At 44.4% G+C, this 24,132-nt stretch carries 20 protein-coding genes and 2 pseudogenes; 8 read left to right on the top strand and 14 right to left on the bottom strand.

Annotated features, from left to right (window positions below; all coding sequences use genetic code 11):
- Window positions 1–222 precede the first annotated feature (222 nt).
- Entirely contained in the window at window positions 223–1,209 is a 987-nt protein-coding gene (locus R7P69_RS05500; RefSeq protein WP_054574571.1) for a LacI family DNA-binding transcriptional regulator, read from the top strand.
- A 63-nt stretch (window positions 1,210–1,272) separates the two neighbouring features.
- On the opposite strand, the gene R7P69_RS05495 is transcribed toward R7P69_RS05500, so the two are convergent.
- The 5 genes and pseudogenes from R7P69_RS05495 to R7P69_RS05475 all read right to left on the bottom strand — a co-directional run.
- On the bottom strand, window positions 1,273–2,646 hold the full coding sequence (locus R7P69_RS05495; protein ID WP_054574597.1) for a carbohydrate porin: 1,374 nt from the start codon (window positions 2,644–2,646) through the stop codon (window positions 1,273–1,275).
- 748 nt (window positions 2,647–3,394) lie between these two features.
- Complete coding sequence (locus tag R7P69_RS05490) at window positions 3,395–4,273, bottom strand: alpha/beta hydrolase (protein WP_238952749.1); 879 nt, start codon at window positions 4,271–4,273, stop codon at window positions 3,395–3,397.
- A gap of 32 nt (window positions 4,274–4,305) precedes the next feature.
- Entirely contained in the window at window positions 4,306–6,249 is a 1,944-nt protein-coding gene (locus R7P69_RS05485; protein WP_054574569.1) for a TonB-dependent receptor domain-containing protein, read from the bottom strand.
- 151 nt (window positions 6,250–6,400) lie between these two features.
- Window positions 6,401–7,354 (bottom strand): LysR family transcriptional regulator, encoded by a 954-nt coding sequence (locus R7P69_RS05480; protein ID WP_017819843.1) that lies wholly within the window; start codon window positions 7,352–7,354, stop codon window positions 6,401–6,403.
- Window positions 7,355–7,550: 196 nt separating this feature from the next.
- Window positions 7,551–7,874: pseudogene (locus tag R7P69_RS05475) on the bottom strand (IS1-like element transposase); the annotation flags it as partial.
- Window positions 7,875–8,268: 394 nt separating this feature from the next.
- Between R7P69_RS05475 and R7P69_RS05470 the strand changes: the two are divergent.
- Window positions 8,269–9,873 (top strand): S8 family peptidase, encoded by a 1,605-nt coding sequence (locus tag R7P69_RS05470; RefSeq protein WP_238952750.1) that lies wholly within the window; start codon window positions 8,269–8,271, stop codon window positions 9,871–9,873.
- Window positions 9,874–10,133: 260 nt separating this feature from the next.
- Here the strand turns inward: R7P69_RS05470 and fabG are convergent, their stop codons facing one another.
- The 4 genes from fabG to R7P69_RS05450 form a co-directional block, all read right to left on the bottom strand.
- Window positions 10,134–10,853 carry a 3-oxoacyl-ACP reductase FabG gene (gene fabG / locus R7P69_RS05465; RefSeq protein WP_017633598.1) on the bottom strand — a complete coding sequence of 240 codons (720 nt, stop codon included), beginning with the start codon at window positions 10,851–10,853 and terminating at the stop codon, window positions 10,134–10,136.
- 299 nt (window positions 10,854–11,152) lie between these two features.
- Window positions 11,153–11,947 (bottom strand): metal ABC transporter permease, encoded by a 795-nt coding sequence (locus tag R7P69_RS05460; RefSeq protein ID WP_238952751.1) that lies wholly within the window; start codon window positions 11,945–11,947, stop codon window positions 11,153–11,155.
- 3 nt (window positions 11,948–11,950) lie between these two features.
- Window positions 11,951–12,877 (bottom strand): metal ABC transporter solute-binding protein, Zn/Mn family, encoded by a 927-nt coding sequence (locus R7P69_RS05455; RefSeq protein WP_238952752.1) that lies wholly within the window; start codon window positions 12,875–12,877, stop codon window positions 11,951–11,953.
- Complete coding sequence (locus tag R7P69_RS05450) at window positions 12,867–14,009, bottom strand: hypothetical protein (protein ID WP_137282792.1); 1,143 nt, start codon at window positions 14,007–14,009, stop codon at window positions 12,867–12,869. The genes R7P69_RS05455 and R7P69_RS05450 overlap by 11 nt, the downstream gene beginning before the upstream one ends.
- Before the next feature lie 208 nt (window positions 14,010–14,217).
- Here R7P69_RS05450 and R7P69_RS05445 point away from each other — a divergent pair, with 208 nt between their 5' ends.
- Window positions 14,218–14,889, top strand: a complete 672-nt coding sequence (locus tag R7P69_RS05445) for a cupin domain-containing protein (RefSeq protein ID WP_054574565.1) — start codon at window positions 14,218–14,220, stop codon at window positions 14,887–14,889.
- A 73-nt stretch (window positions 14,890–14,962) separates the two neighbouring features.
- Here R7P69_RS05445 and R7P69_RS05440 read toward each other — a convergent pair whose 3' ends face one another.
- The gene (locus R7P69_RS05440; RefSeq protein WP_053304577.1) at window positions 14,963–15,202 is read right to left on the bottom strand and encodes a YdcH family protein; all 240 of its coding nucleotides are present in this window, start codon (window positions 15,200–15,202) and stop codon (window positions 14,963–14,965) included.
- Window positions 15,203–15,430: 228 nt separating this feature from the next.
- Here R7P69_RS05440 and R7P69_RS05435 point away from each other — a divergent pair, with 228 nt between their 5' ends.
- Complete coding sequence (locus R7P69_RS05435) at window positions 15,431–16,234, top strand: SDR family NAD(P)-dependent oxidoreductase (RefSeq protein WP_238952753.1); 804 nt, start codon at window positions 15,431–15,433, stop codon at window positions 16,232–16,234.
- 77 nt (window positions 16,235–16,311) lie between these two features.
- Here R7P69_RS05435 and R7P69_RS05430 read toward each other — a convergent pair whose 3' ends face one another.
- Both R7P69_RS05430 and R7P69_RS05425 read right to left on the bottom strand, forming a co-directional pair.
- Window positions 16,312–17,214 (bottom strand): LysR family transcriptional regulator, encoded by a 903-nt coding sequence (locus tag R7P69_RS05430; protein WP_086047522.1) that lies wholly within the window; start codon window positions 17,212–17,214, stop codon window positions 16,312–16,314.
- Between the two features lie 80 nt (window positions 17,215–17,294).
- A complete protein-coding gene (locus R7P69_RS05425; RefSeq protein WP_005387011.1) occupies window positions 17,295–18,164 on the bottom strand; it encodes an AraC family transcriptional regulator in 870 nt (289 codons plus the stop codon).
- A 125-nt stretch (window positions 18,165–18,289) separates the two neighbouring features.
- Between R7P69_RS05425 and R7P69_RS05420 the strand changes: the two genes are divergently transcribed.
- Together R7P69_RS05420 and R7P69_RS05415 are read left to right on the top strand one after the other, a co-directional pair.
- The gene (locus R7P69_RS05420) at window positions 18,290–19,438 is read left to right on the top strand and encodes a PLP-dependent aminotransferase family protein (RefSeq protein ID WP_017819834.1); all 1,149 of its coding nucleotides are present in this window, start codon (window positions 18,290–18,292) and stop codon (window positions 19,436–19,438) included.
- Between the two features lie 411 nt (window positions 19,439–19,849).
- Window positions 19,850–20,878: a hypothetical protein gene (locus tag R7P69_RS05415; protein WP_186585477.1), complete on the top strand. Its 1,029-nt coding sequence runs from the start codon at window positions 19,850–19,852 to the stop codon at window positions 20,876–20,878.
- Between the two features lie 79 nt (window positions 20,879–20,957).
- Here the strand turns inward: R7P69_RS05415 and R7P69_RS05410 are convergent, their stop codons facing one another.
- Entirely contained in the window at window positions 20,958–21,284 is a 327-nt protein-coding gene (locus R7P69_RS05410; protein WP_017633591.1) for a DUF4156 domain-containing protein, read from the bottom strand.
- A 224-nt stretch (window positions 21,285–21,508) separates the two neighbouring features.
- Here R7P69_RS05410 and R7P69_RS05405 point away from each other — a divergent pair, with 224 nt between their 5' ends.
- Complete coding sequence (locus tag R7P69_RS05405; protein WP_005373753.1) at window positions 21,509–22,219, top strand: biotin/lipoate A/B protein ligase family protein; 711 nt, start codon at window positions 21,509–21,511, stop codon at window positions 22,217–22,219.
- Between the two features lie 59 nt (window positions 22,220–22,278).
- On the opposite strand, the pseudogene R7P69_RS25370 reads toward R7P69_RS05405, so the two are convergent.
- A pseudogene (locus R7P69_RS25370) lies at window positions 22,279–22,356 on the bottom strand (VOC family protein); the annotation flags it as partial.
- Between the two features lie 148 nt (window positions 22,357–22,504).
- On the opposite strand from R7P69_RS25370, the gene R7P69_RS05400 reads away from it, so the two are divergent.
- Window positions 22,505–24,073: a DEAD/DEAH box helicase gene (locus tag R7P69_RS05400; RefSeq protein ID WP_062854891.1), complete on the top strand. Its 1,569-nt coding sequence runs from the start codon at window positions 22,505–22,507 to the stop codon at window positions 24,071–24,073.
- Window positions 24,074–24,132 lie beyond the last annotated feature (59 nt).

The raw sequence follows: 24,132 nt of genomic DNA, 5'->3' as shown, positions 1-24,132 counted from the left end.
GGATTATTATCTGAGCTTGCGAAATTTTCGGGAACGTTTGCAAAATAGATTTTTGCTCAATAAAACCAAATGATCAAAGATAAAGCAGAGAGAATGTGAGAATGATCGTCAAATTCTCTCCCTAAGAGCAGTATAGGAGGTTAGAATCGCTACTTATCAAAGAGCTTTTCATCTTCTCTTTGCAAACAATCCCAAAAACGAAAAACAGAATGGATAGGAACAATGGCGAGTCTACATGATGTCGCCCGTCTGGCTGGCGTATCAAAATCAACAGTGTCACGGGTTATAAACGATGAATATGGCGTAAAAGAAGCGACAAAACTGAAAGTCCGCCAAGCAGTAGCGGAGTGTGGCTATGTGCCGAACCAAGTCGCTAAAGATCTAAAATCTCAAAAGACCAATCTGGTTGGTGTCATTGTTCCTCGGGTTTCCTCTCATGCCACATCCCAAGGTGTCGATGGATTAACCGATGTCCTTGAAAAAGCCGGGAAACATGTCTTACTTGCTAGCACTCACCAAGCCCACGAAAAAGAACTGGAATACATTCAGATCTTTAACCAAAAACGGGTTGAAGGGATCATTCTTTACGCCACCCACCTCGATTCCAAGCTGGTAAGAGCAATTCAAAACTCAGCCGTCCCAGTTGTGCTCGTCGGTCAAGATGGGTCCATGTTTAATATTCCAAGCATCATTCATGATGACGCACGAGTAGGGTTTGAAGCGGGAAATAGACTGGTTGCAAAAGGTTGCCAAACCATGGGTTTTATTGGTGTGCAAGGTGACGATATCGCGGTAGATAAGCAACGCTCTGAAGGATTTGTTCAAGCGCTACAGCATCATGGTTTTGAGATCGCCTTCCATGCTCGTGGTGACTTTACCATCGATTCTGGCTATTCATTGGCAAAACAACACTTAACAAAGAACCCTAAGCTAGATGGCTTGTTCTGTGCGACAGACCGTATTGCTATCGGTGCGATGAGAGCGATTCAAGAGCTCGGGTTAACACCGGGTAAAGACGTTTTAGTGCTAGGAGTTGGTGATGATGAGCTCGCATCAGTGTGCACCCCAACCTTATCAACATTTAACTATGCATTTGATAAAGCGGGTGAAAATGGTGCGAAACTGCTACTAGATAGAATTGCCAACAGAAGTTTTGAAATGAGTAAGATGGTACTAACCTTCAAAACAATTGAGCGTCAGTCCTGTTAATGAAAAAGCGCCAACTGAAATCAGTTGGCGCTTTTCTTATTACTCTTTGTCGGTTAGATCCCTTTAGAACCAAGTTTCCATTTGCAGTGCAAACAGAACTTCACCACCATCACCCATCGTTGCAGCACCCGCATCCTGGCTAATCGAGTAGCCATTCAAGTCTTCGCTCCAATCAACGTAGCTAACTGCAAAACGTAGCTCCGGACGGTCAAAGAAACCTGCAGCGGTAGACATCTTAAGCGTTGGTGCAATTGTCGCTTTGTAAAAACTGCCACTTGCTTTATCAATCGCATTGTCTAGGTCCATGTATTGGTATGAGCCTTCATAAACCATCTCAAAGTTCTGCGTAAACTCTTGCGCTAAGCGGATGTTGAACGATGCCCAAGTAAATTCATCATTTTTAGCAAAGCGATCTTGGCTATGTTCTGCTAGCAACGCAGGTGCTACACGCCAGTTGTCGCCGATGCGTGTTACACCATAACTGAACAAACGTACGGCTTTTGCGTCTTCTAGCAAATCACCGTTTGAACCAATGCCTTTAAGTTCTGCACCCAGTCCATCACCCATCAAAATACCAGTTTTAGAGAAGCCTTCACTCATGCCAAAGAAGTTATCGCCATGGTAGGCAAACATCGCATGTAAACCTTTGTCTGCTGCACCTTCTACGCGATCATTGTTATCAGCAGACGTCATGCCGCTCAGCATCAATTGCCAATTACCAAAACGGTTGTTCATTGTCGCGATATAGTTTTCAACATCCGTTGACGAGCTATCAATCTCACCAAAATCACGACCATAGATCGAGAAGTTTGCTTTCCATGATTCGCTCATTTGGACGTCATACACACCAGCACCAGTGCCAGATAAGAAAACAATATCCGAGTCAAAGAAGTGAATGTCAAAGTTATCACGGTCAAATCGTTTACCAGCCCAAAACGTCGCGTCAGCAAACGCACTTGATTCAGAGAACATGCTCAACTTGTTTAGCTCAGCATATACCTGACGAACGTTTAATTGACTCTCGCTCGCCGTCCATTCGTTATTGGTTTCCGTACTATCTGCCAACATGATTCGGAACAATGCGCTGGAACCATCATCTGCAAAACGTTTGTGAATAAGGTTTGCTTCCACATAATGATCATCCTCTACCCCTAATCGCCCAACTGGAGCGCCAATAGCACCAGCTGCCGTCATGTAAGGACCAGTGCCCACTGCACCATTCAGATCGTCATTAATGAGCAGCCCGGAACGAGCGTAGCCATGAAACTCAAAGCTTGAGGCTTTCTCATTTGCTTCTGTGGATACTTTTTCTGTCTGTTCAAGTCTCTGTTCTAATTCATTAATTCGCTTTTCAAGAGCGTCAACATCTGTTGTTGCGAATGCAGGTGCTGTAACCAGCCCAAGCGCTACTGCCATCGTCAAAGTGTGTAGTTTCATTTCCATAGTCTCACGTAAATTTATACTTAGGTTATTTGCAAACGTTCCCAAGTAAAATTGCAAACTTATGGTGACTTTAAATACCCATCTAAAGTCTGAATTTCAGAGCGCTCGTACTCAGAGCGTATCTACCACTTGTATCAATATCAATGAGGGCGATAATATATAAACTTTTCGGGAACGTTACCGTTAAGAGGCCATTTTGTTACTTCTATCACGTTCAATTGTGTTACTTACAGAAAAATCATTAACCAGCGCACATTTGAATTAATTGTTAGCGCTAGAGGAAGTAGTTTGAAGGTGACAGGCTACAAAGAAGGGGTTTAGTGTTCATTTGAGAGAATAGTGCTCACTCGCTTCCCTATGCTACTTGATGGTAACTCATCTCTATTTGTTGATGAAAAGTAGCAGCTAAGGTTGAACGTAACTAAGAGCGAAGCGGATCTCGATACCTCATTTCAAACAACTTGAAAGGCTGTTAAGACGAGATAAACGACCTTCATTTTCTGTGAAGAGCGCTTTGTTGTTCTAATTCAAGCTAACGAAACACTTTTTTGGACAGAAGTACGTTAGAATACATACCCTAAAGTAGTCATAGATTTATTCAACCACTGCCTGAAAATGGGCCAGCCGCTCCCATTAATCAGAATGATAAAATGCCCAATAGAGATACATGAAAAAGCCAACTGTAATCACAGTTGGCTCAGTATTTCCCCTTGAACTTTTAAGCCTTATATTGACTAGAGCGTTAGTTCGGAAAGTGTTTATTTAAGAAGTCCAAAACATGAGTAACGTACTTCTCGGTATCAAAGACAGGTGCACTGTGTCCTACACCTTCTTCAATGAAAAGTTGGTTGGTAACTCCATGCTCATCAAGCTTAGCCTTAAGTATCTCACTTTGAGATAGAGGCACTCGCTTATCCAAGGTGCCGTGTAACTGTATATATGGTGGAGTATTTTCATTCACATAACTCGTCGTTGATGCTTTCTTGGCAAGCTTTGGAATATTGTTTGGAATATCTCCTAAGAAACGAGATACAGACGATTTTTTGCTGGTTTTCTTGCCACCTTTATTACTTAACTCAAGTAAATCGGTAGGGCCAAAAAAGCTTACTACGGCTGAGACCTTGTACTTTGGTGGCTCATAGAAATCTACTTGGTTGTATGCCGAGTTAGTCGCACCAATAAAGCCAGCGAGGTGCCCGCCAGCAGAGCGTCCCATTATCACAACATTGTCCGCTTTAATACCGAGCTTTTCAGCATTGTCGTACAAATAGTTCAGTGCATCATTAATGTCTTGTACTGGTTGAGGAAAGATCGCTTCTCCACTTAAACGATAATCAACTGAAGCTAGCGCATAACCTTCATTCAACACAGACTGAAGTAATAATGGGTTCTTTTCTGGGATGGCGTCTTTGCTCCCACGTTTCCATGCACCACCATGTACCCAGACTAATAACGGGTACTGAGTATTTGATTCAACCGAAGGAGTATAAAGATCGAGTTTAATCTCTCTTTCACCTATAGTTTTGAACAAGATATCCTTCTCTACATTGAACTCCCCAGCCAAACAGACAAAGGGCATAAGTAGCAGAGAGGTCATCGCAGACTTAATTTTCGTATTCATTGTTTTGTTATTCGCTTAAAAAAGTAAGTAGATTAGAAAGTCGCTTCAGCAGCTAACCAGTAGCGTCGGCCATCTTCAATGTAGCCAAACTCTTCCTCTGTGATTTGCTCATCGAACAAGTTATAAACCGCTGCCATTAACTTCACATTCTTAGTTACACGCCAGTTCACACCGAGATCCACGTAAGTAATAGAAGGTGCCAACGTTCTTGTGCTATCACTAGTGATGTTGTTTTTCTCTTTGCCTTGATAGTTCATGCGGGCCCATGAAGCAACATCATCACGCACTGCCCAATCACCATTAAGTGAGAAGATATGTTCAGGTGCTTGTACAAGAGGCAAGCCATCATCATCGTCATTAGTGTTCTTTTCACTACGAGTATACGAGTAGGTTGCACTTAGTGTAATTGACTCTGTAATACCCTTAGATACGGAACTTTCTGCACCATAGCTGTTCGCATCATCAATGTTGACGTAAGTGCGGTCGCAACTTCTGCTATCAGTACACGTCGGATCGACAAACTCACTTTCGATCTTGTCTTTGAAGTCGCTGTAAAACAAAGTAATGTTTGCAGAAAGGTCTCGCTCATTAACGTAATACAGTCCCATCTCTGTATTGATGGAGGTTTCTGCTGTTAAGTCTGGATTACCGTAAATAGAACAACGCCCTCTACAGCTCTCTTGAACCCACTCTTCGTCCATTTGTGTCAAACTAGGTGCTCGATAACCCGTAGACACACCACCTTTTAGCGTCCAACTAGGGTCAATAGACCAGACCCCGTAAGCTCTTGGGCTAAATTGCCCGTCAAAGATCTCATTGTCGTCGTAACGTAAACCAAGGGTGAGAGCGAATGTATCCGTGAGATACCACTCGTCCTCAGCAAATACTGCCCATTGCTTGTTTTTAGAGGTCAATGACAGTTTATTATCAGTCAGATCCTTTTGCTCGAAAGATGCGCCCAGTGTTAAGTAGTGAGCATTAAGAGGCAGACCCCATTGCGTATTAATTTGACTATTCTCGACTTCTTTATCTGCACCGATATTTTTTACTGTTTCATTACTGATAAATGAAGAACTTGTACCCCAAGAGTAGTTTCCGTCGTGGCTAAAACCAATAGATTGGCGTTCATATTCTCGTACTGCAACTTGAGACTCTCGCTCCACTGATTTACCTAGAGTGGTCTCTCGCTCTTGGTTATGATTGGTGAACTCCAGAGTAAAAGTGTCATCCGAGGTAGGTGTGAGGTACAAAGAAGCTCGATAGTTGTCGAGTGTCTTACCTGCATAACCACCTTCAATTTCATCTTCTTTTCTTTCCTGATACAGTCCAGTCAAAGAAGTACTCAACAGACCATCAATGACAGGGCCAGCAAGGTAAAGCTGCCCTTGATAGCTATTTCCAGATTTTGAATTTTCTTGAAGCGTCGTTTCTGCACGCAAGCTTCCGTGCCACTCTTGATAATTTTTACGCGTAATAATATTAATCACACCCCCCAAAGCATCAGACCCATAAAGGGTTGACATAGGGCCACGTACAACTTCAATACGTTCAATTGCACTCAACGGGGGAAGCCAGTCTTGTTCAGTAAACGTACTACCATTAGTTTGAGTTTCTCGACCAGACTGCTTCCTGCCATCAACAAGAATGGCCGTATATTGAGCAGGCATACCTCGAATTGAGATATCTTGGCCATCACCACCTCCTGTAACGGTTACCCCAGGTATATCACTTAAAGCATCAGTCAAATCTTTATATGAGCGATTTTCAAGTTGCTCTCGGGTGAGAACACTTATTGTTGCTGGCGCTTCTGTGACATTCTGTTCGTAACCAGAGGCTGTAACCACTACGGTTTCCATTGCTGTTGTATTGATACCAGTCTCAGGTAACTGGTCATTTGCAACAACGACCATAGGTACAGTAATACAAGCAGAAACAACTGATGTAGAAAATAGAAAGTATGTGAAAAGAGGCTTCATATTGAATAGGCTTAAAATGTAATTGCATTTAATAATTATTATCAATTAAACCTGATTATCATAATCACTGACAAGTTAATCACTATCGAGAAAAGAGAATATCACTATCCAATATACGAATAGTTAACCACGAATTACCCGATATAAGCATTTAAGCTAAAGTATCGGTTCCAACATAGAGCTGTTTAAAGATCTCTCGTACCCATTCACACATAGGATCATCGTTAAAGCGTTTGTGCCAATATAGGAAGACTTCTTGAAAGTCCAACTGTAGCTCGGCAGGTACTTCTCGAACGATCAAGCGAGGGTCTTGACAAGCTGCCTCTGCAAAAGGTGTCGGTAGATGAAATATAATCTCAGTCTCCGCAGCGATACTTGGAGCAGAACTAAAGTTATTCAGTTGCACTGGCGCTGATAAACGCTTTTTTTTGTTCGCTAACCCTAGCTCTTGGTATTTATGCTCAAACGACAATCGCTTCTCACCCTGCAAAGAGACTTGTCCAAAGTCAAATTCGGCCAAACGCTCTGGAGTTAGCTCTAAATCGGCCAGTGGATGATAGCGGCTCATAAGCAAACGGAAAGTACGCTTAGCAACAACCATTCGATAGATATTTTGCTCAGAGCTTGGCGGTTGATGAGAGGAAAGTGCGAAATGAACATCTCCAGCCACCAACGCATCAAAATGACGTTTTGGTGCTGAGTCCAAACTGACCTTAAGGTTTGGAGCCTCTTGCCGAATCTTAGCGATAACCTTAGGCATTAAGGTATTAATCTGAGGAAGAAGGCCGTAAACCTTAACGGTGCTTGATACAGTGCTCGGATCAAACGAGTCTCTATGGGCAAGTTTTTCTAAACTGGTAATCACATTATTGATGTCTTGCCTTACTGACTCTGCTTTTGGAGTCAGTTCATAGCCGTATTTCTTGCGCACCAGTAATTCGTCATTAAAGAAAACTCTCATTTTTTGCAGTGCTCGACTTACCGCAGACTGGCTCATATTTAAAGCCATAGCGGTGTTAGATACATGCTTCTCTTCGAGTAAGTGCTTTAAAACAAAGAGCAAATTCAGATCAATTTGAGATAAGTTCACGTCAATACCACCCATCAAGCTTCCAGTAGGTGGTATAGTACATAAATCTCTAGAGTTTGTGGTAAGTGTTTTCGATACTACAAGGCACAATTGAAACACAAGTCTGGTAGCAGGACAGTTTCCGTGCTAACACGAAAAGGGGCAAAAGTGTGTTTCAGTTCTTAAATGGGGAAGTGTTTTCCTCATATACCTCAACCAATACAGCTAGCCTTTCAAGTTTACAAATTAGTCTTATATTTGCTTTATCGAAAGGCATTGAGGTTACTTACCTTGGCGAGATTTTTTAAAGTACTCAATACTGTGTTGTATACGACATTCAACACTTGTACTGTTTCCCTAACGCCAGAGCTATTCATTGACATATCAACAGTTTTTTCTTTTACATCTGGCTTGCGGGCTTCGTAAACGTAATCGAGTTAAAGCTCTTTCGACACTCGATACATCTGGAGCGAGGAGAGCCAGAATGCCCTTTTCCATGTTCACGAACGGGCTCTGTTTTATTACAAAAACGATATTGAACTTGGATAGTAACCATGAGTTAAAAACATCAGAAATCAGGTGGCTATATTAACATCTATCAACCGATTTGAGTTATGACCAATAAAAGGATAGTTAGGTTTTTATTGCGTAAATTATCGGTAAGATGAAGTCATATAACAGGCAATATGTCAGGTGTGTAGAATTATTCTATTTTAGGGATTTTGCTCTAAGTCTAAATGAATCTTTGCATTTCAATTTCAATAAAGCTTGGTTATTGATCATGTTTCTGAGTATGCGAATTATTATCAGTTATGCATATGATTGCTCATTGTCTAGTTTGACTTGTGTAACGTCACTTCAGCACGCACTACGCTGATTGTCTGTGTTTTCGTGTTGACAGTTTGGTACTAGGTAAAAATCAACAAGACTATGATTTCGAGGAACATTTTATGTTAAAGAAACTACTAAGTTGTTGTATCACCTCCGCACTCTGTTTTCATTCTTCTCTCGCTTTTTCGCAACCCAATGAGATTGCGGACAGTGCAGAGTTACAACAAGCTCCCGACACATTGCCTGCCACTTTGATGCTTGCACCGGACGACATCGCCATTGCAGATCGCTATATTGTGGTATTTCAACAGCCGCAAATGATGGTGAGCAATTCAACGGAATTCGAGCAATTCACGCAACAATCCGTAGACCGCATGTCTGGTTTGTATTCGATACAAGTGGAGTCGGTTTTTGACCACTCGATAAGTGGATTTGTCGCTAACTTGAGTCCTGAGCAACTAAAAGATCTGCGTTCTGATCCTCGTGTGGACTACATTGAGCAAGACAGAATCCTATCGCTTGACCCAATAGTCTCGGCAGACGCAAATCAAACCAATGCCATTTGGGGACTAGACCGAATCGACCAACGAAACTTGCCACTCGATAACAACTACAGTGCCAACTTTGATGGGACTGGGGTAACGGCTTATGTCATCGATACTGGTGTGAATAACGCGCATGTTGAGTTCGGTGGTCGCTCAGTTTCAGGGTATGACTTTGTCGATAACGATGCAGATGCAAGTGACTGTAATGGACACGGCACACACGTAGCTGGCACCATTGGCGGCAGCTTGTATGGTGTTGCGAAAAACGTCAACCTTGTCGGCGTGAGAGTATTGAGCTGTACCGGATCGGGTTCTACTTCTGGTGTTATTGCCGGTGTGGACTGGGTGGCTGCGAACGCTTCCGGACCTTCAGTCGCCAACATGAGTTTAGGCGGCGGTCAATCCGTCGCTCTGGATAGTGCGGTGCAAAGTGCGGTTCAGTCAGGTGTCAGCTTTATGCTAGCAGCAGGTAACTCCAACGCCGATGCGTGTAACTATTCTCCAGCACGCGTTGCTTCCGGAGTAACTGTCGGCTCGACCACCAGCACGGACGCACGTTCGAGCTTTTCAAACTGGGGCAGTTGTGTGGATATATTTGCGCCAGGTTCACAAATCAAATCTGCATGGTATGACGGTGGCTACAAAACCATTAGTGGCACTTCGATGGCGACGCCACATGTGGCGGGTGTAGCAGCATTGTATCTTCAAGAAAACCGTTCACTGTCTCCAAGCCAAGTAGAGTCCTTGCTCGTTAGCCGCGCAACTAGCGGAAAAGTGACGGACACAAGAGGCAGCGTGAACAAGCTACTTTATAGCTTAACGGATGCAGATTGTGGCCAAGACTGCGGTGGCCCAGATCCAACACCGGACCCAGAAGGCAAATTAACCTCGGGCGTGCCAGTAAATGGTTTAAGTGGTTCAACTGGTCAAGTAGCGTATTACTATGTTGATGTAGAAGCTGGGCAGCGCTTAACCGTACAAATGTATGGTGGCAGTGGCGATGCGGATTTGTATCTCCGTTTTGGAGCAAAACCAGCACTGAATGCATGGGACTGCCGACCTTTCAAATACGGTAACAATGAAACATGTACGGTCAGTGCGACGCAAAGTGGACGTTATCACGTCATGATTCAAGGTTACTCAAACTATAGCGGTGTCAGCATTCAAGCGAGCTACTAGTTATTCTTCTCGTTACTAAAAGAGAGCAAAGCCCGCTTTTCGGTGGGCTTTTCTTTTGGGAATACTGTGCTTTAGGGAATGCAGTGTTTAAGAGGAGACGCCCGACGCTATTCAAACGTATTGGCCTTTTGCTTCAAAAACTCAACTCGAAGCGAAATCGAAGCTTTCTATTAGTAGTACTCACATAAGTCGGGTTCCTCAAACAAAAACGCCCTTCATATAAGTAAAAGGCGTTTTTATTTTGGGTTTTGATTAACGAGCTATAATACCAACCCACCGTCAATCTTGAGCACTTGGCCTGTGATGTAGGCGCTCTTGTCTGAGGTTAGGAAAGAGACGCCATTGGCAATATCTTGAACTGAGCCCATGCGCCCTAATGGGGTTTTGCCTTCCATCATTTGAATGACTTTCTCTGGCAGGTTCTTGGTCATGTCGGTGGCGATAAAGCCTGGCGCGACACAGTTGACGCGTATCTGTGCACCCTTTCTTGAAAGTTCTTTCGCCCAGCCTTTGCTCATTGAGATGACGCCGCCTTTACTTGCGCCGTAGTTGCTCTGGCCGATATTACCATCCGTTCCCACTATAGAAGAAATGCTAACAATACTGCCTGTGCCCTGCTCTAGCATGACAGGAGCAACACGTTGGGTGAGTAAGAACACCGCTTTTAGGTTCACGTCGATCACGCTGTCCCAGTCTTGCTCTAACATATCTGGCAACAATGCATCTCGAGTGATGCCCGCGTTGTTAACCAGAGCATCGATTCTTCCGTGCTGCTCTACAACACTTTCTACTACTTCACTTACGGCTTCGGCATCACACAAGTTGACTTGATAACTGCTTAGCTGCGCCGACTGACTCCATTCCACGGGCGATATGTCTAGCCCGATTACGTGGAATCCATCCTCCAGTAATTGTTCACAAATCGCTTGGCCAATACCACGAGCCGCACCAGTGACTACTGCTACTTTTTCCGGTTTCATCTTGGTCTTCCTTAAATGTTGAGATTACAAATTCGCTTGTATCCCTAGCGTTTTTGTTTTTATGCCTAGTCGCGTTACAGCTGCGCTTCTCATACGCAGGGTCTTTTATATCTTATAAAAACTATAGAAACAGTCTGGGAGTCGGATGTGAACTAATCAAGGCAACTTGATGACTATGGCAAGATCAACGTAAGAAAGTGTGTTGGAAGGCGCAAAGTTACACGATTGGAGGGCTTGGATAGAAAAGTATTGGTCTGATTAATCAAATACTACTTCATCAGACCAATATTACTTGTCTCTTAATCTCTTACAAAAGCTGGTTTTGTTATTTTCACCAGAAAAGGCTGAAGCAAGAGATTAAACAACATGCCAGCAATAAACAGGGTGATCACAATACTCGCACCACTCGGTAAGTCATAGCGAGCCGATGCGGCAATACCCGATAAGATCCCAACAATACCAATGCTGATACTGGCGACAAAGAATCGAGTTCCCTTCAATGCTGCCGCACATAAAGCTGGAATCACCAACAAAGCAAATTCTAAATAAATGCCGGTTAACTTGACCGTAATGGGCATCAGAATAGCAAAGATCAGATAAAAACCACTACCGCGCATAAACGCAGGTTTTAACCAAACCAATAGCAACATCGCAGCGGTAATGAGTGCCAAAGGCCAGACGTCTGCCCAAGTCGCCCATAACAGTTGCCCATTAAGAATGCCTTGAATAAAGTCTCCGCCGTGTGGGTCTTTGCTCACCAGCAGGATTGCCAGCGATGCAGACACGACAAACAAGCTGCCAATCATGGGCTCTAAATGCTGCTGGTATCGTTTCTCCATAAGGGCGATCAAACCGCAAAGCATCAAAGACATCACCCAAGGGCCAATCATTTCGCCAAAGAATGAGCCTGAGAACAGCGCGTATTGGCTCAACCAGTAGTGGCTAAGTGCTGCCCCCAATGCCGCGATTTGCGCCACCGCCAAATCTATAAAGATGATCTGACGATTAAGAACTTGTTGCCCCAGAACGATGTTGCCAACTAACGCAATTAAACCACACAAAACCGCAGGTAAAAGCCATGCATAATCAGCCATGGCTTAGATCTTCACAGGAACGGGCGGCACTAACACATCCAGTAAATCATCAATGACCTGATCGTACATCTCATCCAAGTTTTCACCCTCAGAAACGGTCAATGGCAGTTGAATCACAGGTTTGTCAGTATGATCTTGCAACCAGTTCGCTGGACGCTGATCCTGATGAGAGGAGTAAACAATCGCATCAAAACTGTCAGCATCTAACTTGGTAAGTGATTGCAGGTGAGATGTGGTCGGTGAAATGCCCGGTTTAGGTTCGAGATCGGCAATCTGCTTCATTCCGAGCCAATCGTACAAATAACGATACGTCGCGTGATAACCGACAACTTGCTTACCCTTTAAAGCAGCCCCTTTCTCATTCCATTCTTTAAGCTTTTTACGCCAATGGGCACGAAACTTCATACCATTCACTTGGTAACTTTGTGCGTTGTCGGGATCAATCGCTTTTAGGCGCTCCGTGACTTTACGAGATAATGGAATCATGTCATTTGCCGCAAATTGAACATGTGGGTTACCGTGAGCGTGTATATCTCCCATGCTACGGTCAACGTGAGCGTGAGTATCTAACATACGCACGAAGTCCGTCGCGTAGATCATGCTCGGCGCACCATTTTGCACCGCCGCATTGCTGCTACGAACTTGCAGCATAGGTAACCATCCCACTTCTAGTTCTGCACCCGAGCACATTGCCATGTCCGCTTGGCGCATCTTCGCAATCAAAGAAGGACGAGCTTGTACGTAATGTGGGTCTTGCTTAGCCGTTGTCGCTGAATAAATACTGGCATCTGGCGCGTGGCTTTCAAGAAAGGCTTTCCATTCTGGCTCACAAACGAAAATGTTTAGAGCCGAAGCAGGCGAAGCAATGATGGCAGCTCCTGCCGCCATCATCACCAAACTGCATTTATTTAATGTCAGCTTAGAACGCATGAGCACCGTGCGCTCCAAATGTCATCACGTATTGCAGAGTGAACACGTTGTCTGTCTCACTGTCTTGGTTATCAATGCGAGTGTATTGCGCACGGATAGTACCGAAGTGAGAAGAATCCCATGCGATCATCGCATCCATTTCTTTATCATTCAGCTCAGTAAAATGCATGTGGTCGCCATGTGCATGACCATCGTAGCTTTCTGCTTCGCCGTAACGTAGACCTGCTGACCAGCTTGGGTTGAAGCGATAAACACCCGAAACATAGTAAGCGCTTAAGTTGTCTGGTGACTCTGCATCGTTTTTATATTTGCTGTCTACCACACCGTCTAACAGCATGTATTCAGCCGATAGCGTGAAGTTGCTGTATTTGTAATTACCGTCTGGTGCCCATTTCCAAACAAAATCAGCCCCGTAAAGGTTCGCACCTGTCACTGCTGCGCCATGATGGTGATCGTGATCATGCTCTTCTTCATGACCGTGGTCGTGATCTTCGAACTCTTTAACCTTGCCGTTTTCGTTGCGCAGGTAACTTAAACCAAACTGCCAACTTGAAGATTCGGAGAAGTCATTCCCAAGCTTCAGCGTCGTGGTGTACACGCCAACTTCAGAACCATCTTCGACAGAAGACATTTTGCTACCACTAAGCGCTTCTACACCAAATTTTACGTAAAGGTCGGTTGGCAACACGATGTTTGCACGTACACCATCATCGTAGTAGTGCGAGCCAAGGAAAGTACGATAAGCAATTGGACGCTCAACAAAGCTATCGGTGTGCATGTGTTGGTTATTCAGATAACCAAAGTCAGATAGGAATCGGCCAGCGCGCACATTTACACCATATGGCAATGCCAAAGTTTCGATGAATGCCTCTTCAAGCTCTAATTCTGTATCATCACCATGACTTTCAAGAACCGCGGTCAATGCGCCGTAAAACTTGTCGTCGATATTTGATGAGAAGTTTAATTCCGTATGGCCTAGACCAAAGCCTTCTTCGCGCTCAGAATTATGACGCTGGCCATCTTGGTAGTAGCCATCAACAACAACACCAATCTGTGGGTTCGATAGTGTGTCGGCAAAAACAGGGGATGCAAAAATGCTACCGATCACGAGAGACACCAATTTCTTATTCACTACTTTTTCCTTTTTGTTATGTTATAACATTTAATTTTTCGATGTTATAATATAACAATTCTCATTACACAAGCAGAAATTTAAATTAGGCTCCGATTTCATGTTCGTACTCAATCCATGAATTGGGCTATCAACAAATGAATCAATTGATGTTTTTTATACGTATACTAATGAGAATTAGTATTTAAATAAGTAACGGAATTTCAATATGTTGAATATGGATTTTTCAAAAAGAATCGTGATAGATACTGCTCAACAGGAATGGATCGCCAGCCCTTCCAAAGGTGTGTGGCGCAAACCTTTGGAACGAGAAGCCAAAGAATCAGGGCATACCACCAGCGTCGTTAAGTACGAGCCAAATTCGCAGTTTTCGACTCATCCTCACCCTCAAGGAGAAGAAATATTGGTGCTCGAGGGGGTATTCTCTGACGAATACGGTGACTATCCTGCCGGCACTTACCTTCGTAACCCTCCAGGAAGTCAACACGCACCATTTAGCAAAGAAGGCTGTGTGATTTTAGTTAAACTAAATCAGTTCGAATCTGAGGATCTTGAAACAGTTCGCATTAATACAAACCAAGCGAGCTGGCAGAGTGGTGTCGGTGGGTTGCAAGTCATGCCGCTGCATAATTTTGAGCACGAACATGTCGCATTGGTTAAATGGCCAAAAGGTGAGAAGTTTCAACCACACCGTCACTTTGGTGGTGAAGAAATTTTCGTATTGTCAGGAGAGTTTAGAGACGAGCTAGGTACCTATCCCGCTCTCTCTTGGATTCGAAGCCCACATATGAGTGAGCATTTTCCTTTTGTAGAGCAAGAAACGATCATTTGGGTAAAAACTGGTCACCTGCCGCTCCAAGCTCCTGCTCAGCACTCCTAGTGTTTGCACACTTGGCATCGTCCATTGGAACTAAAATCGGCCCGCAATTTACGAGCCGATGATCATTTCGTCACTAAGAACCCATTATTCGCGAGTGGAGCCAGTCTTTGAGCTCAGCCCGGTTATGTTTTAACACGTTCATTTCGTGATCATCAATCGGGCTTCCTTGAAGTTCTAGTACGCGGATTTCCTTATCTAAAGCATTGTAGTTCTTAACGGTTTCAGCAAATGATGCATCGCTTTCGGTAAGCTGAGTAATGGTATCCAAATGTTCTGGGAATTCATGAGTTAATGAGTGATTTTCACCTAACATAGAGACCTCTTGGCTATTATTTGAGTACAAAACAGTGCCTAATTTTTGAGCACCACATGTATAACCGTAGCATCTAATGAGACGTTAATTCGTCGCACCGTCCACAAAAAGAACAACAAAGTTATTTTCAATTTTTCCTAGAAAGTGTTTTCTTTTTAGTCTCAATAGTCGAATGCAAAAGATGCCACTATGATCGATCTATAATAACCCTCAACAATGAGAGCGATCATGCGAAAGACAATTCTAGTTACTGGATCTACTGACGGTATTGGTTTAGAAACCGGGAAAATGTTAATTAACCGTGAACAACACGTAATAATCCATGGCCGGAATATAGAGAAAGTTCAACAAGTTGAGCAAAGTTTGAGGGAGATGAAAAGTGGTAAAGTTGAAAGCCTTGTTGCTGATTTATCCTCTCCCAATGCGGTAAAACAGATAGTGATGCAGATAATAGAACGGTTCAATCATTTAGACGTCATCATTAACAATGCTGGTGTGTACGCAACACCAAATCCAAGAACTAAAGAGGGTCTTGATGTACGCTTCGCAGTCAACACCATTGCTCCCTACTTACTCACTAGAGAGCTATTGCCGTTGCTCGGTGATACGGGTCGTGTGGTTAATTTGTCTTCAGCTGCACAAACAACAGTAAACACTAGCGCTTTACTCGGTAACAAACCATTGTCAGATGGCGAAGCATATGCCCAAAGCAAATTGGCATTAACGATGTGGTCACGAGCAATCGGACTAAAGCTTAAGAACACTGGCCCTATGTTGGTATCAGTAAACCCAAAATCATTCCTAGGTAGTAAGATGGTTAAAGATGCTTATGGGGTTGCTGGTGGTGATATCCGCTTAGGAGCAGATATTCTAACTCGCGCTGCGCTATCAGAAGAGTTTGCTCAAGCGCATGGTATGTACTTCGATAATGACATTGAAGCATTCGCGCCCCCACACCCTGATGCATTAGATCAAAGCAAAACACAGCAGATAATTGATACTATTGAATTAATCTTAAGCAAACTCTATTAATAACAATTAAGAATTATCTTGAGGTTCGTTTTTATTCGGACCTTAAAAACAATGTATTCGATAAGTGAAACTTGTTATCACTTTTCCGCAAACTCCCAATAAGGTGGCGTGCCATAGTATTCAGCAAAGAAATCAATAAAGGCACGCACCTTAGGCGCAATTAAACGAGAGCTTGGGTACACAGCCCAAATCCCAGCATCCATCGCTAAAGGGTGATCTTCGAGTACTTCCACTAGCTGACCACTTTGTAATTCTTGATAAACACTCCAAACCGAGTTGATAGAAATACCTAACCCGTTTACCGTCGCGTCTCTCATCGCATCACCATTATCAGTTTTAAAACGACCAGAAGTTCTTACATTGACCATTCCATCTTTTGTATTGAATGACCAATTATTCATTCCAACTAAGTTAATACATTGATGATTCGTCAAGTCTTGGGGCTTGTTAGGTCTCCCAAATTGTTCAATATAATCTGGTGATGCAACGATAATACGACGATCTGGCGCAAGCTTTCTTGCGACCAATGAAGAATCTTTCAACTCAGCGACACGAATGGCGACATCGAAACCTCCCTCAACCAGATCAATAATGGAATCAGAAAATCGGCAGTCCACGGTTAACCCTGGGTAACGCGCCATAAAACCTTTTAATGCGGGCACAATATGCAAGCGACCAAAAGTTGCAGAGGCGGTTATACGTAATACTCCCGTTGGCGCGCTCTGCCCTGAGCCAACAGCTCCCCTTGCTGCCTCCACTGTTGCAAGGACCTCCTCCGCGTGAGGTAAAAATGCCTGCCCCTCTTCAGTTAAAGAAACTTTGCGTGTGGTGCGATGAACTAAACGAACTCCTAAGCTGTCCTCAAGTTTATTGATGTGTGCGCTAGCGACAGCAGGAGAAAGTCCAAGCTCCTGACCAGCCATGCTGATGTTGTGTGTCGAAGCCAAACGGACAAATAGCTTTACATGATCGATGTTCATTTAATTTTCAATTATTTGTAAAAAATCACCATATAGAGCTTAGCATTTTCTTCCTTACGGATAGTAAATAAATACTCCAGTTAGAAAAAGCTGATGGGCAGATAGAAGTCCAGCTCAAACGCCTCATCATGGCTGAGGAAATGGTTTTTATGATAGTGAACATAAGCGGGAGTAGAACGCTGCTTAAAGCCTGAATTCGGCAACCACTTCTCTAACACCATACTCAATTGAGGAAGAAGCTCTCCATATACCCCTGTTAAGCGAAAAACAGCATGCAAACCACCCGGAATCGTCATTTGATTCACGACACCGCGTACTTTAAGCGGCTTATCAATCGCCATACAAGCCACATAGCGACACTTATCGAGCTCGACCCAAGCGGGGTTGGAGTGATGCAAACCGTATTGAACCGAAAAGTCCCGATTCTCAGAGCTTGCCCACGCCTTCAAAATCAGCCACGCATTGCGAATGGAACGGCTATAACCCTCATGCCGCACATAAGCCGCAAAGCGTTGTGGAACCTCCATAATTTTAGGTTCTGGCAACTCGCGTTTCGCAACCCGATGATAACCCGCAGCCACTTCCGGATCTTTTAGATACGGCTTTTCTGCGACTTGTAAATCATGCTTTCGCCACGCACCAGGAGACATAGCGAACGTTGCTTTAAACGCTCGGCTAAAAGAAGATACCGAGCTAAAGCCGCACTTGTTAGCAATGTCTAACACCGATGAGCTGGTATCAAACATCAGTTGATTGGCGGCGTATTCCATTCTTGTGCGACGGATATATTGATGGACAGACTCCCCTACCACATCTTTAAAAATACGATGGAAGTGCTGTTCAGAATAGGCTGCTACATCTGCTAGCTCTTTAGCCGATAAATCTCTGCTAATGTCCTGGTGAATGTAAAACAGCACGTCATTGATTCTGGAAACTTGTTGATGGCTCACGGAGTAAACTTTCGCTTAAATAGCATAAATGGACATATTTAACAGCATAAATGGACACACCAAGCTTGGCAATTTACCTATACTATTTCTGACATAAAAAAAGACAATTACGAGAAGCACAGCACATGGAAATCGCACAGTCATTACAACAAACTAAGTCATCCTACATCCGAGAGATCCTCGCAGCAGCAAGCGATAAGAACGTCATTTCTCTTGCAGGTGGCTTACCGGACGAAAAAACCTTCCCGATCGACTTAATGAAACCGACGCTAGAAAACCTCGCGAATATGCCAGAGGTGTTTCAATATGGCGCAACAGCAGGCTACGCACCGCTACTTAATTTTTTGACCGATTATTACCAGCTGCCGGAATCTCATTTGGCTATGATCACAACGGGCTCTCAGCAAGGGCTAGATTTGATTGCGCGTGCGTACGTAAATCCGGGCGATAAAGTGGTGATGGAAGCACCGAGCTACCTTGGTGCTATGCAAGTATTCGGTCTAGTGCAAGCCAACATCGTGACCGTTTCACAAACCGAGTGTGGCCCAAACCTTGAAGAACTCGAACAGTGCTTTGCCACGCAGCAACCAAAAATGTTCTACGCCGTACCCGATTTTCACAACCCAACGGGCGTATGCTGGGCGCTAGAGACTCGCCAAAAAGTTGCCGAGCTTTGTATACAATACGACGTGGCATTCATCGAAGACGCGCCATACCGCGAGCTGCGTTTTTCTGGTGAAGCGCTTCCACTGGTTTCGGACTTCTGCCCACAGCACTCCATCGTATTGCGCTCTTTCTCCAAAATAGCTTCACCAGGCTTGCGTATTGGTGTAGTTACGGGCAAAAGCAGCTACCTTGAGCCACTCATCAAAATTAAACAAGGTGCCGATCTGCACTCTAGTATTCCTATGCAAGCTTTGCTGCATGGTCTGCTGCAACATGACAACTTCGAAACGCACATTTCAACCATCTGTGCGCTTTACAAATCACGTTACGATGTCATGTTTGCTGAGCTGCAAAAACAGCTGCCAGAAAGTTGCGTACTCAAACCCGTCGATGGTGGCATGTTCGTTTGGGTCGAGATTCCAGAATGCGACACCTTCGAACTGGCGAAAAACCTTCTCGCAAACTGGGTTGCCGTAGTGCCGAGCCCGGTCTTTTATCCAGAAGGTTCAAAGGTAAAAGCCGCTCTGCGTCTTAACTTTACCAATGCTACACCAGAAGAACTGACGACAGCTGTCTCTCGACTCGCGGATGTCCTCAACACGTTGTAATTGAACGCGAGTGTAAGAACCTGCCTTTGAGATTCAAAAAAAAGTCTCAAAGGCAGCATCAAAAAAGTTCCCAAAAAAATTTATATTTTTCCTTCAAATCAACTCTCTACAGTAAGTGCCTGTTTTCTCTTGAACCTCTCACTCATATAAAAATGAGAACTCAATCACGTATTTGATGGTTAGAAAAGTTACGTCTATCTTTCAGTCAAAGACATCAACTTCGCAGCGTTAATGCTCTCAATTTCAGACACTTTATCAATCGTGGCTTAGCGGTTGATAAACGACTAAATAAGCATCTGTGGGCATACCCACTACGAAGGGTTGACCAGAACCATTCTGAATGTCGCGAGCCAATCTTTTGATTGGCAATTACGTCAGTGAATCGCACCAAATGACAGAGGGGTTATCAGGATGAATACTCGAACCACGACAGGACTCGTCACCATCGGCTGGTCCGTTACACTTTCACTTTTTACCGCATTCGCCGTGTATGCCAATACGTCGCCAAACTGTAGTGACGTATTAGCGGGCAACACAACCGCCGCATCGCAAAAAATGATGGTTTTATTGGGCGAAGACATCACCAAATCCAACCGTATCACTACGGTGATTCCTGCCGAAAACAATCCATTTGTGACCGAAGAACTGGTTTCGGTTTCTAACGACGTATCGCCAAACGGTCGTCTTTCACAAAAGAGTTTGGAAGAGATTCGGAAAGTCCGCTCAAATCTAGAGAAAGCAGCACAGGAAGTAAGCCGATTACAGGGCACTTTTGAAGTGGCTTTAATCAGTTTGATTGATGGTTACTGCCAATTTTCTAATCATAAACGTACTCAACATGCCAAAATCGACTTTGACCATTTGGAAGGCCTCACTTTGTATTCAATCCCCGCTTTAATAGCAATGGTCGATCAGTCGTACTACATGGCAAAGAATCGAATCGCTAATGAGCAGAAACAGTTAAGCGACATTGAAAAAGAGAAACAGAGGCAGAAACAGCAAGCAACTGCGGCGGCAGCCGCTCGTTACCAAGACAGTAACGTACTTGTAAGAGTCGAGAACTTTGATGGCGCTAATGTGACATTTTCCGTTACTAACATTGGTTCACAAGGATCATTGCAACCAAATTTCAACTCGTTTAATGCATATCGCACAGAAAGTGGAGAATTAATCTACAAGTCAGAGTCTTTATTACACCTGGCGGATACTGCAGGTAACACACTTGAAACAATGGGTATCGCTGAGCTCTCATCACAAGGTGGAAGTGACATATCGATCTCTCCTGGAGAAACCCGAAAATTCGTTACTAGCATTGCTTCAGAAGTCGCGCCACATACGCAGTTGAGCTTAGAGTTTCCAGCCAAAGTGCTTAATACCGAGCGAGACTTTACATTGTCGTTTTCTGATACATCAGCGGTGGCGACAGCAAACGTTAATTAACGCAAAGTCTCCAGTATTTGTAGAACGCATCAAAGACAGGCGAGCAGCGCCTGTCTTTCAATTATGAGCAAGAAAATCGCTACTGTTTGCACTTGTAAGCATTTGCAAACATCGTCACTGACGTAGAAAAGCTCAACGGTTGATACAAGTACAAGGTATCTGCGCCTAAATCCACCGCCTTGATGCGCATTTGGTTTAGCGTCCCCCAAACCATGTCTTTATCTGCGTGAAACCAGTAATCGTAAAAGTGTCCTTCTGAGCCGATCACGGTACCCATTAGTTCACAGTTTTCAATCGCATTCACATTGTCCCAAAGCACCTGTACTTGCTCAGATTCTTGAGTTGGGAACGTCACACATCCCGTTAATGATGCCGCTAACGCGAGAGTCATCACTCGCTTTTTCATACTTATATCGCCAAAATTTTTCATAGATGGCAGATTTTATGAATGGCTGATGTGATGACTAGCAAAAACTTTTTATCGCGTGTTCAAGCAGAATTAATGGACAACGGAAAAGATCCAAAAGGTGATCATGCAGCTAGCGAGCAAAAGCCTAATCACTCAGACCTAGCAATAAAGCTGTATCTGAGATACAACAGTAACGATTAAATAGCCGCGAGGGATAGAGTTTGGTTGCTAAAAATAAGCTAATTCGCTACACAGCTACGGAAGTCGCTGATGCATTTGACAAAGAAGATGAGCTCATTAAACAAGTTCAGTCCAACCAACTCTCGCAAGTGCTATTGCTTTGGCAAGTAAAAAGTCCAACGCTCGTGCTTCCCGCGGGTAAGAAATGGCCAGTGTCTAATGAGTTAGAACATGCGTTAAATACGTCTGGCTGGAAGCTCTTTTCTCGTAAAACCGGTGGTGCCCCAGTCCCTCAGGTGCCAGGTATTATCAATCTATCCCACATTTACCACTGGCCAGAAGGCGAGCCTTACAACATCAAAAAAGCGTATCTCGATTTATGTGCGATATTAACGGTTTTCTTTAAACAGCTCGGCGTGAAAGTGGATGTTCATGCTACGCCTTATTCCTACTGCGATGGCGAGTACAACCTCAACATTGGCGGGCAAAAAGTCGTGGGAACCGCGCAGCGTGTTTTACTTAAAAAAGGCGGCGGACAAGTGGTATTGTCACAAGCATGCATTCTGATTGATGCCGACGTCGAGAAGATTGTCGAACCAGTACGAATGTGTAATCAGCTTTGCGGTCACAGCGATGATATTCGTGGTGATGTCCACACACCGCTCTTCCATCATGTATCCGACCGCCCATCGGTAGATTCGCTCTTTCAGCAATTGACGAGTGCGTTTTTAACGCATGCAAAAGCGGAGTAATGAAAGGAGCAAGCCTCCCCCACACTCCGAACAGCATTTGATAAACTAAAACTGCATACCGTGATAGCGATGTAAGAATGGGCATCGCCAACGTAAAACCATTCAATCGATCGACCAAACCAGTTATCAGTTTTGCCTGCCAAAAAGAAATGAGATCCAGTTCAAATATTTATCCATGACGGAATTAGTTGAAGCCTGCGCGTAAAAGCCTCAGAATGTCGCACTTTTCGCACCGATTTGTTTTCGGCGCGTTGTTATCTAACTCTACAATTGAGAATCATACATATGGGTTTTACCTCGTTAGGTCTATCTGCTCCAATCCTTAAAGCTATTCAAGAGAAAGGCTACGACACCCCTTCGCCAATTCAGGCAAAAGCAATTCCTGCTATTTTGGAAGGGAAAGACGTAATGGCAGCAGCGCAGACTGGTACAGGTAAAACCGCAGGCTTTACGCTACCGATTCTTGAGCGTTTATCGAACGGCCCTCGCGTTCGTGCTAACCAAGTTCGTGCACTTATCCTGACGCCAACGCGTGAACTGGCGGCTCAGGTGCAAGAAAACGTGTTTATGTACGGCCGTCATCTTCCACTAAGCAGTGCGGTTGTTTTTGGTGGTGTGAAGATCAACCCGCAAATGCTGCGTCTTCGCAAAGGTGCGGATGTGTTGGTTGCGACACCAGGCCGCCTGATGGATTTGTACAACCAAAATGCAGTGAAGTTCGACCAACTAGAAGTTCTGGTACTGGATGAAGCAGACCGCATGTTGGATATGGGCTTTATCCGTGACATTCGTAAGATCCTAGCTCTGCTACCAAAACAGCGTCAGAACCTACTGTTCTCGGCGACTTTCTCGGATGAGATCCGCGATCTTGCGAAAGGCTTGGTGAACAACCCAGTTGAGATTTCAGTGAATCCGGCAAACTCGACAGCGAGAACGGTTGAGCAAAGCATCTACCCAGCAGACGTTAAGAAGAAAGCACCGATGTTGGTTAAATTGATCAAAGACGGCGATTGGAAGCAAGTGCTGGTGTTTACGAAAACGAAACACGGCGCAAACCGTCTGGCGAAGTTCCTGATCGAACAAAACCTACCGGCTGCTGCCATCCACGGCAACAAGAGCCAAGGTGCGCGTACCAAAGCACTGGCGGATTTTAAATCGGGTGAAATTCGTGTGTTGGTCGCGACGGACATTGCTGCGCGCGGTATCGATATTCCGCAATTACCGCAAGTGGTGAACTTTGAGCTACCGAAAGTGGCAGAAGACTACGTTCACCGTATTGGTCGTACTGGCCGCGCGGGCGAAGTAGGTAAAGCGATTTCACTGGTGTGTGCGCTAGAAGCATCTGAGTTGTTTGCGATTGAACGTTTGATTCGAGAAGTACTACCACGTAAAGAGTTGGAAGGTTTTGCGCCAACCAATGTGGTGCCAGAATCTAAACTGGATACGCGCCCAATCAAACCGAAAAAACCTAAGAAGCCGAAAAAACCAAAAGCGCCAAATGCTGCAAGTGAAAACGCCCCAGCAGCCGAAAAGAAAGCAGGCAATGGTGCAAACAAACCTAAACGTCTCTTCAACGGTGGTAACAACGGCAACAAAAACAGCACCAACCAAGGCGGTGCAGACAAGCCTAAAGGTAACCGTGAAAACCAAGGCCGTGCACACAGCAAACCAGATGACCGCAAACCTAACGGCAACAAGCCAAATGGCAATAAACCGAATGGAAATAAACCAAACGGTAATAAGAGTGGCAACGCTGGTAAACCGTCTGGTAACCGCAAGCCAAACAATGCTAAGCCTGCAGGAAACAAACCATCAGGCCAACGCCGTAAGCCTCGTCCGCAAGCTGCAAACTAACCTGTAAACGGCCCCCGATAGCAAATACAACAAAGCCGCTGATAATCTCAGCGGCTTTG

The sequence above is a fragment of the Vibrio sp. 661 genome, assembly GCF_033339315.1.
GTDB classification, from domain to species: domain Bacteria; phylum Pseudomonadota; class Gammaproteobacteria; order Enterobacterales; family Vibrionaceae; genus Vibrio; species Vibrio alginolyticus.
The sequence above is the reverse complement of the archived record's forward strand: the minus strand, read 5'-3'. Positions and strand labels throughout refer to the sequence as shown.

Bases quoted from the DNA above. Each gene is read 5' to 3' on its own strand.
- R7P69_RS05435 (WP_238952753.1), top strand. From the start codon at position 15,431: ATGCGAAAGACAATTCTAGTTACTGGATCTACTGACGGTATTGGTTTA.
- fabG (WP_017633598.1), bottom strand. From the start codon at position 10,853: ATGAAACCGGAAAAAGTAGCAGTAGTCACTGGTGCGGCTCGTGGTATT.
- R7P69_RS05480 (WP_017819843.1), bottom strand. From the start codon at position 7,354: ATGGGTGGTATTGACGTGAACTTATCTCAAATTGATCTGAATTTGCTC.
- R7P69_RS05500 (WP_054574571.1), top strand. From the start codon at position 223: ATGGCGAGTCTACATGATGTCGCCCGTCTGGCTGGCGTATCAAAATCA.
- R7P69_RS05460 (WP_238952751.1), bottom strand. From the start codon at position 11,947: ATGGCTGATTATGCATGGCTTTTACCTGCGGTTTTGTGTGGTTTAATT.
- R7P69_RS05430 (WP_086047522.1), bottom strand. From the start codon at position 17,214: ATGAACATCGATCATGTAAAGCTATTTGTCCGTTTGGCTTCGACACAC.
- R7P69_RS05445 (WP_054574565.1), top strand. From the start codon at position 14,218: ATGTTGAATATGGATTTTTCAAAAAGAATCGTGATAGATACTGCTCAA.
- R7P69_RS05415 (WP_186585477.1), top strand. From the start codon at position 19,850: ATGAATACTCGAACCACGACAGGACTCGTCACCATCGGCTGGTCCGTT.
- R7P69_RS05420 (WP_017819834.1), top strand. From the start codon at position 18,290: ATGGAAATCGCACAGTCATTACAACAAACTAAGTCATCCTACATCCGA.
- R7P69_RS05495 (WP_054574597.1), bottom strand. From the start codon at position 2,646: ATGAAACTACACACTTTGACGATGGCAGTAGCGCTTGGGCTGGTTACA.
- R7P69_RS05455 (WP_238952752.1), bottom strand. From the start codon at position 12,877: ATGCGTTCTAAGCTGACATTAAATAAATGCAGTTTGGTGATGATGGCG.
- R7P69_RS05440 (WP_053304577.1), bottom strand. From the start codon at position 15,202: ATGTTAGGTGAAAATCACTCATTAACTCATGAATTCCCAGAACATTTG.
- R7P69_RS05485 (WP_054574569.1), bottom strand. From the start codon at position 6,249: ATGAAGCCTCTTTTCACATACTTTCTATTTTCTACATCAGTTGTTTCT.
- R7P69_RS05410 (WP_017633591.1), bottom strand. From the start codon at position 21,284: ATGAAAAAGCGAGTGATGACTCTCGCGTTAGCGGCATCATTAACGGGA.
- R7P69_RS05470 (WP_238952750.1), top strand. From the start codon at position 8,269: ATGTTAAAGAAACTACTAAGTTGTTGTATCACCTCCGCACTCTGTTTT.
- R7P69_RS05400 (WP_062854891.1), top strand. From the start codon at position 22,505: ATGGGTTTTACCTCGTTAGGTCTATCTGCTCCAATCCTTAAAGCTATT.
- R7P69_RS05490 (WP_238952749.1), bottom strand. From the start codon at position 4,273: ATGAATACGAAAATTAAGTCTGCGATGACCTCTCTGCTACTTATGCCC.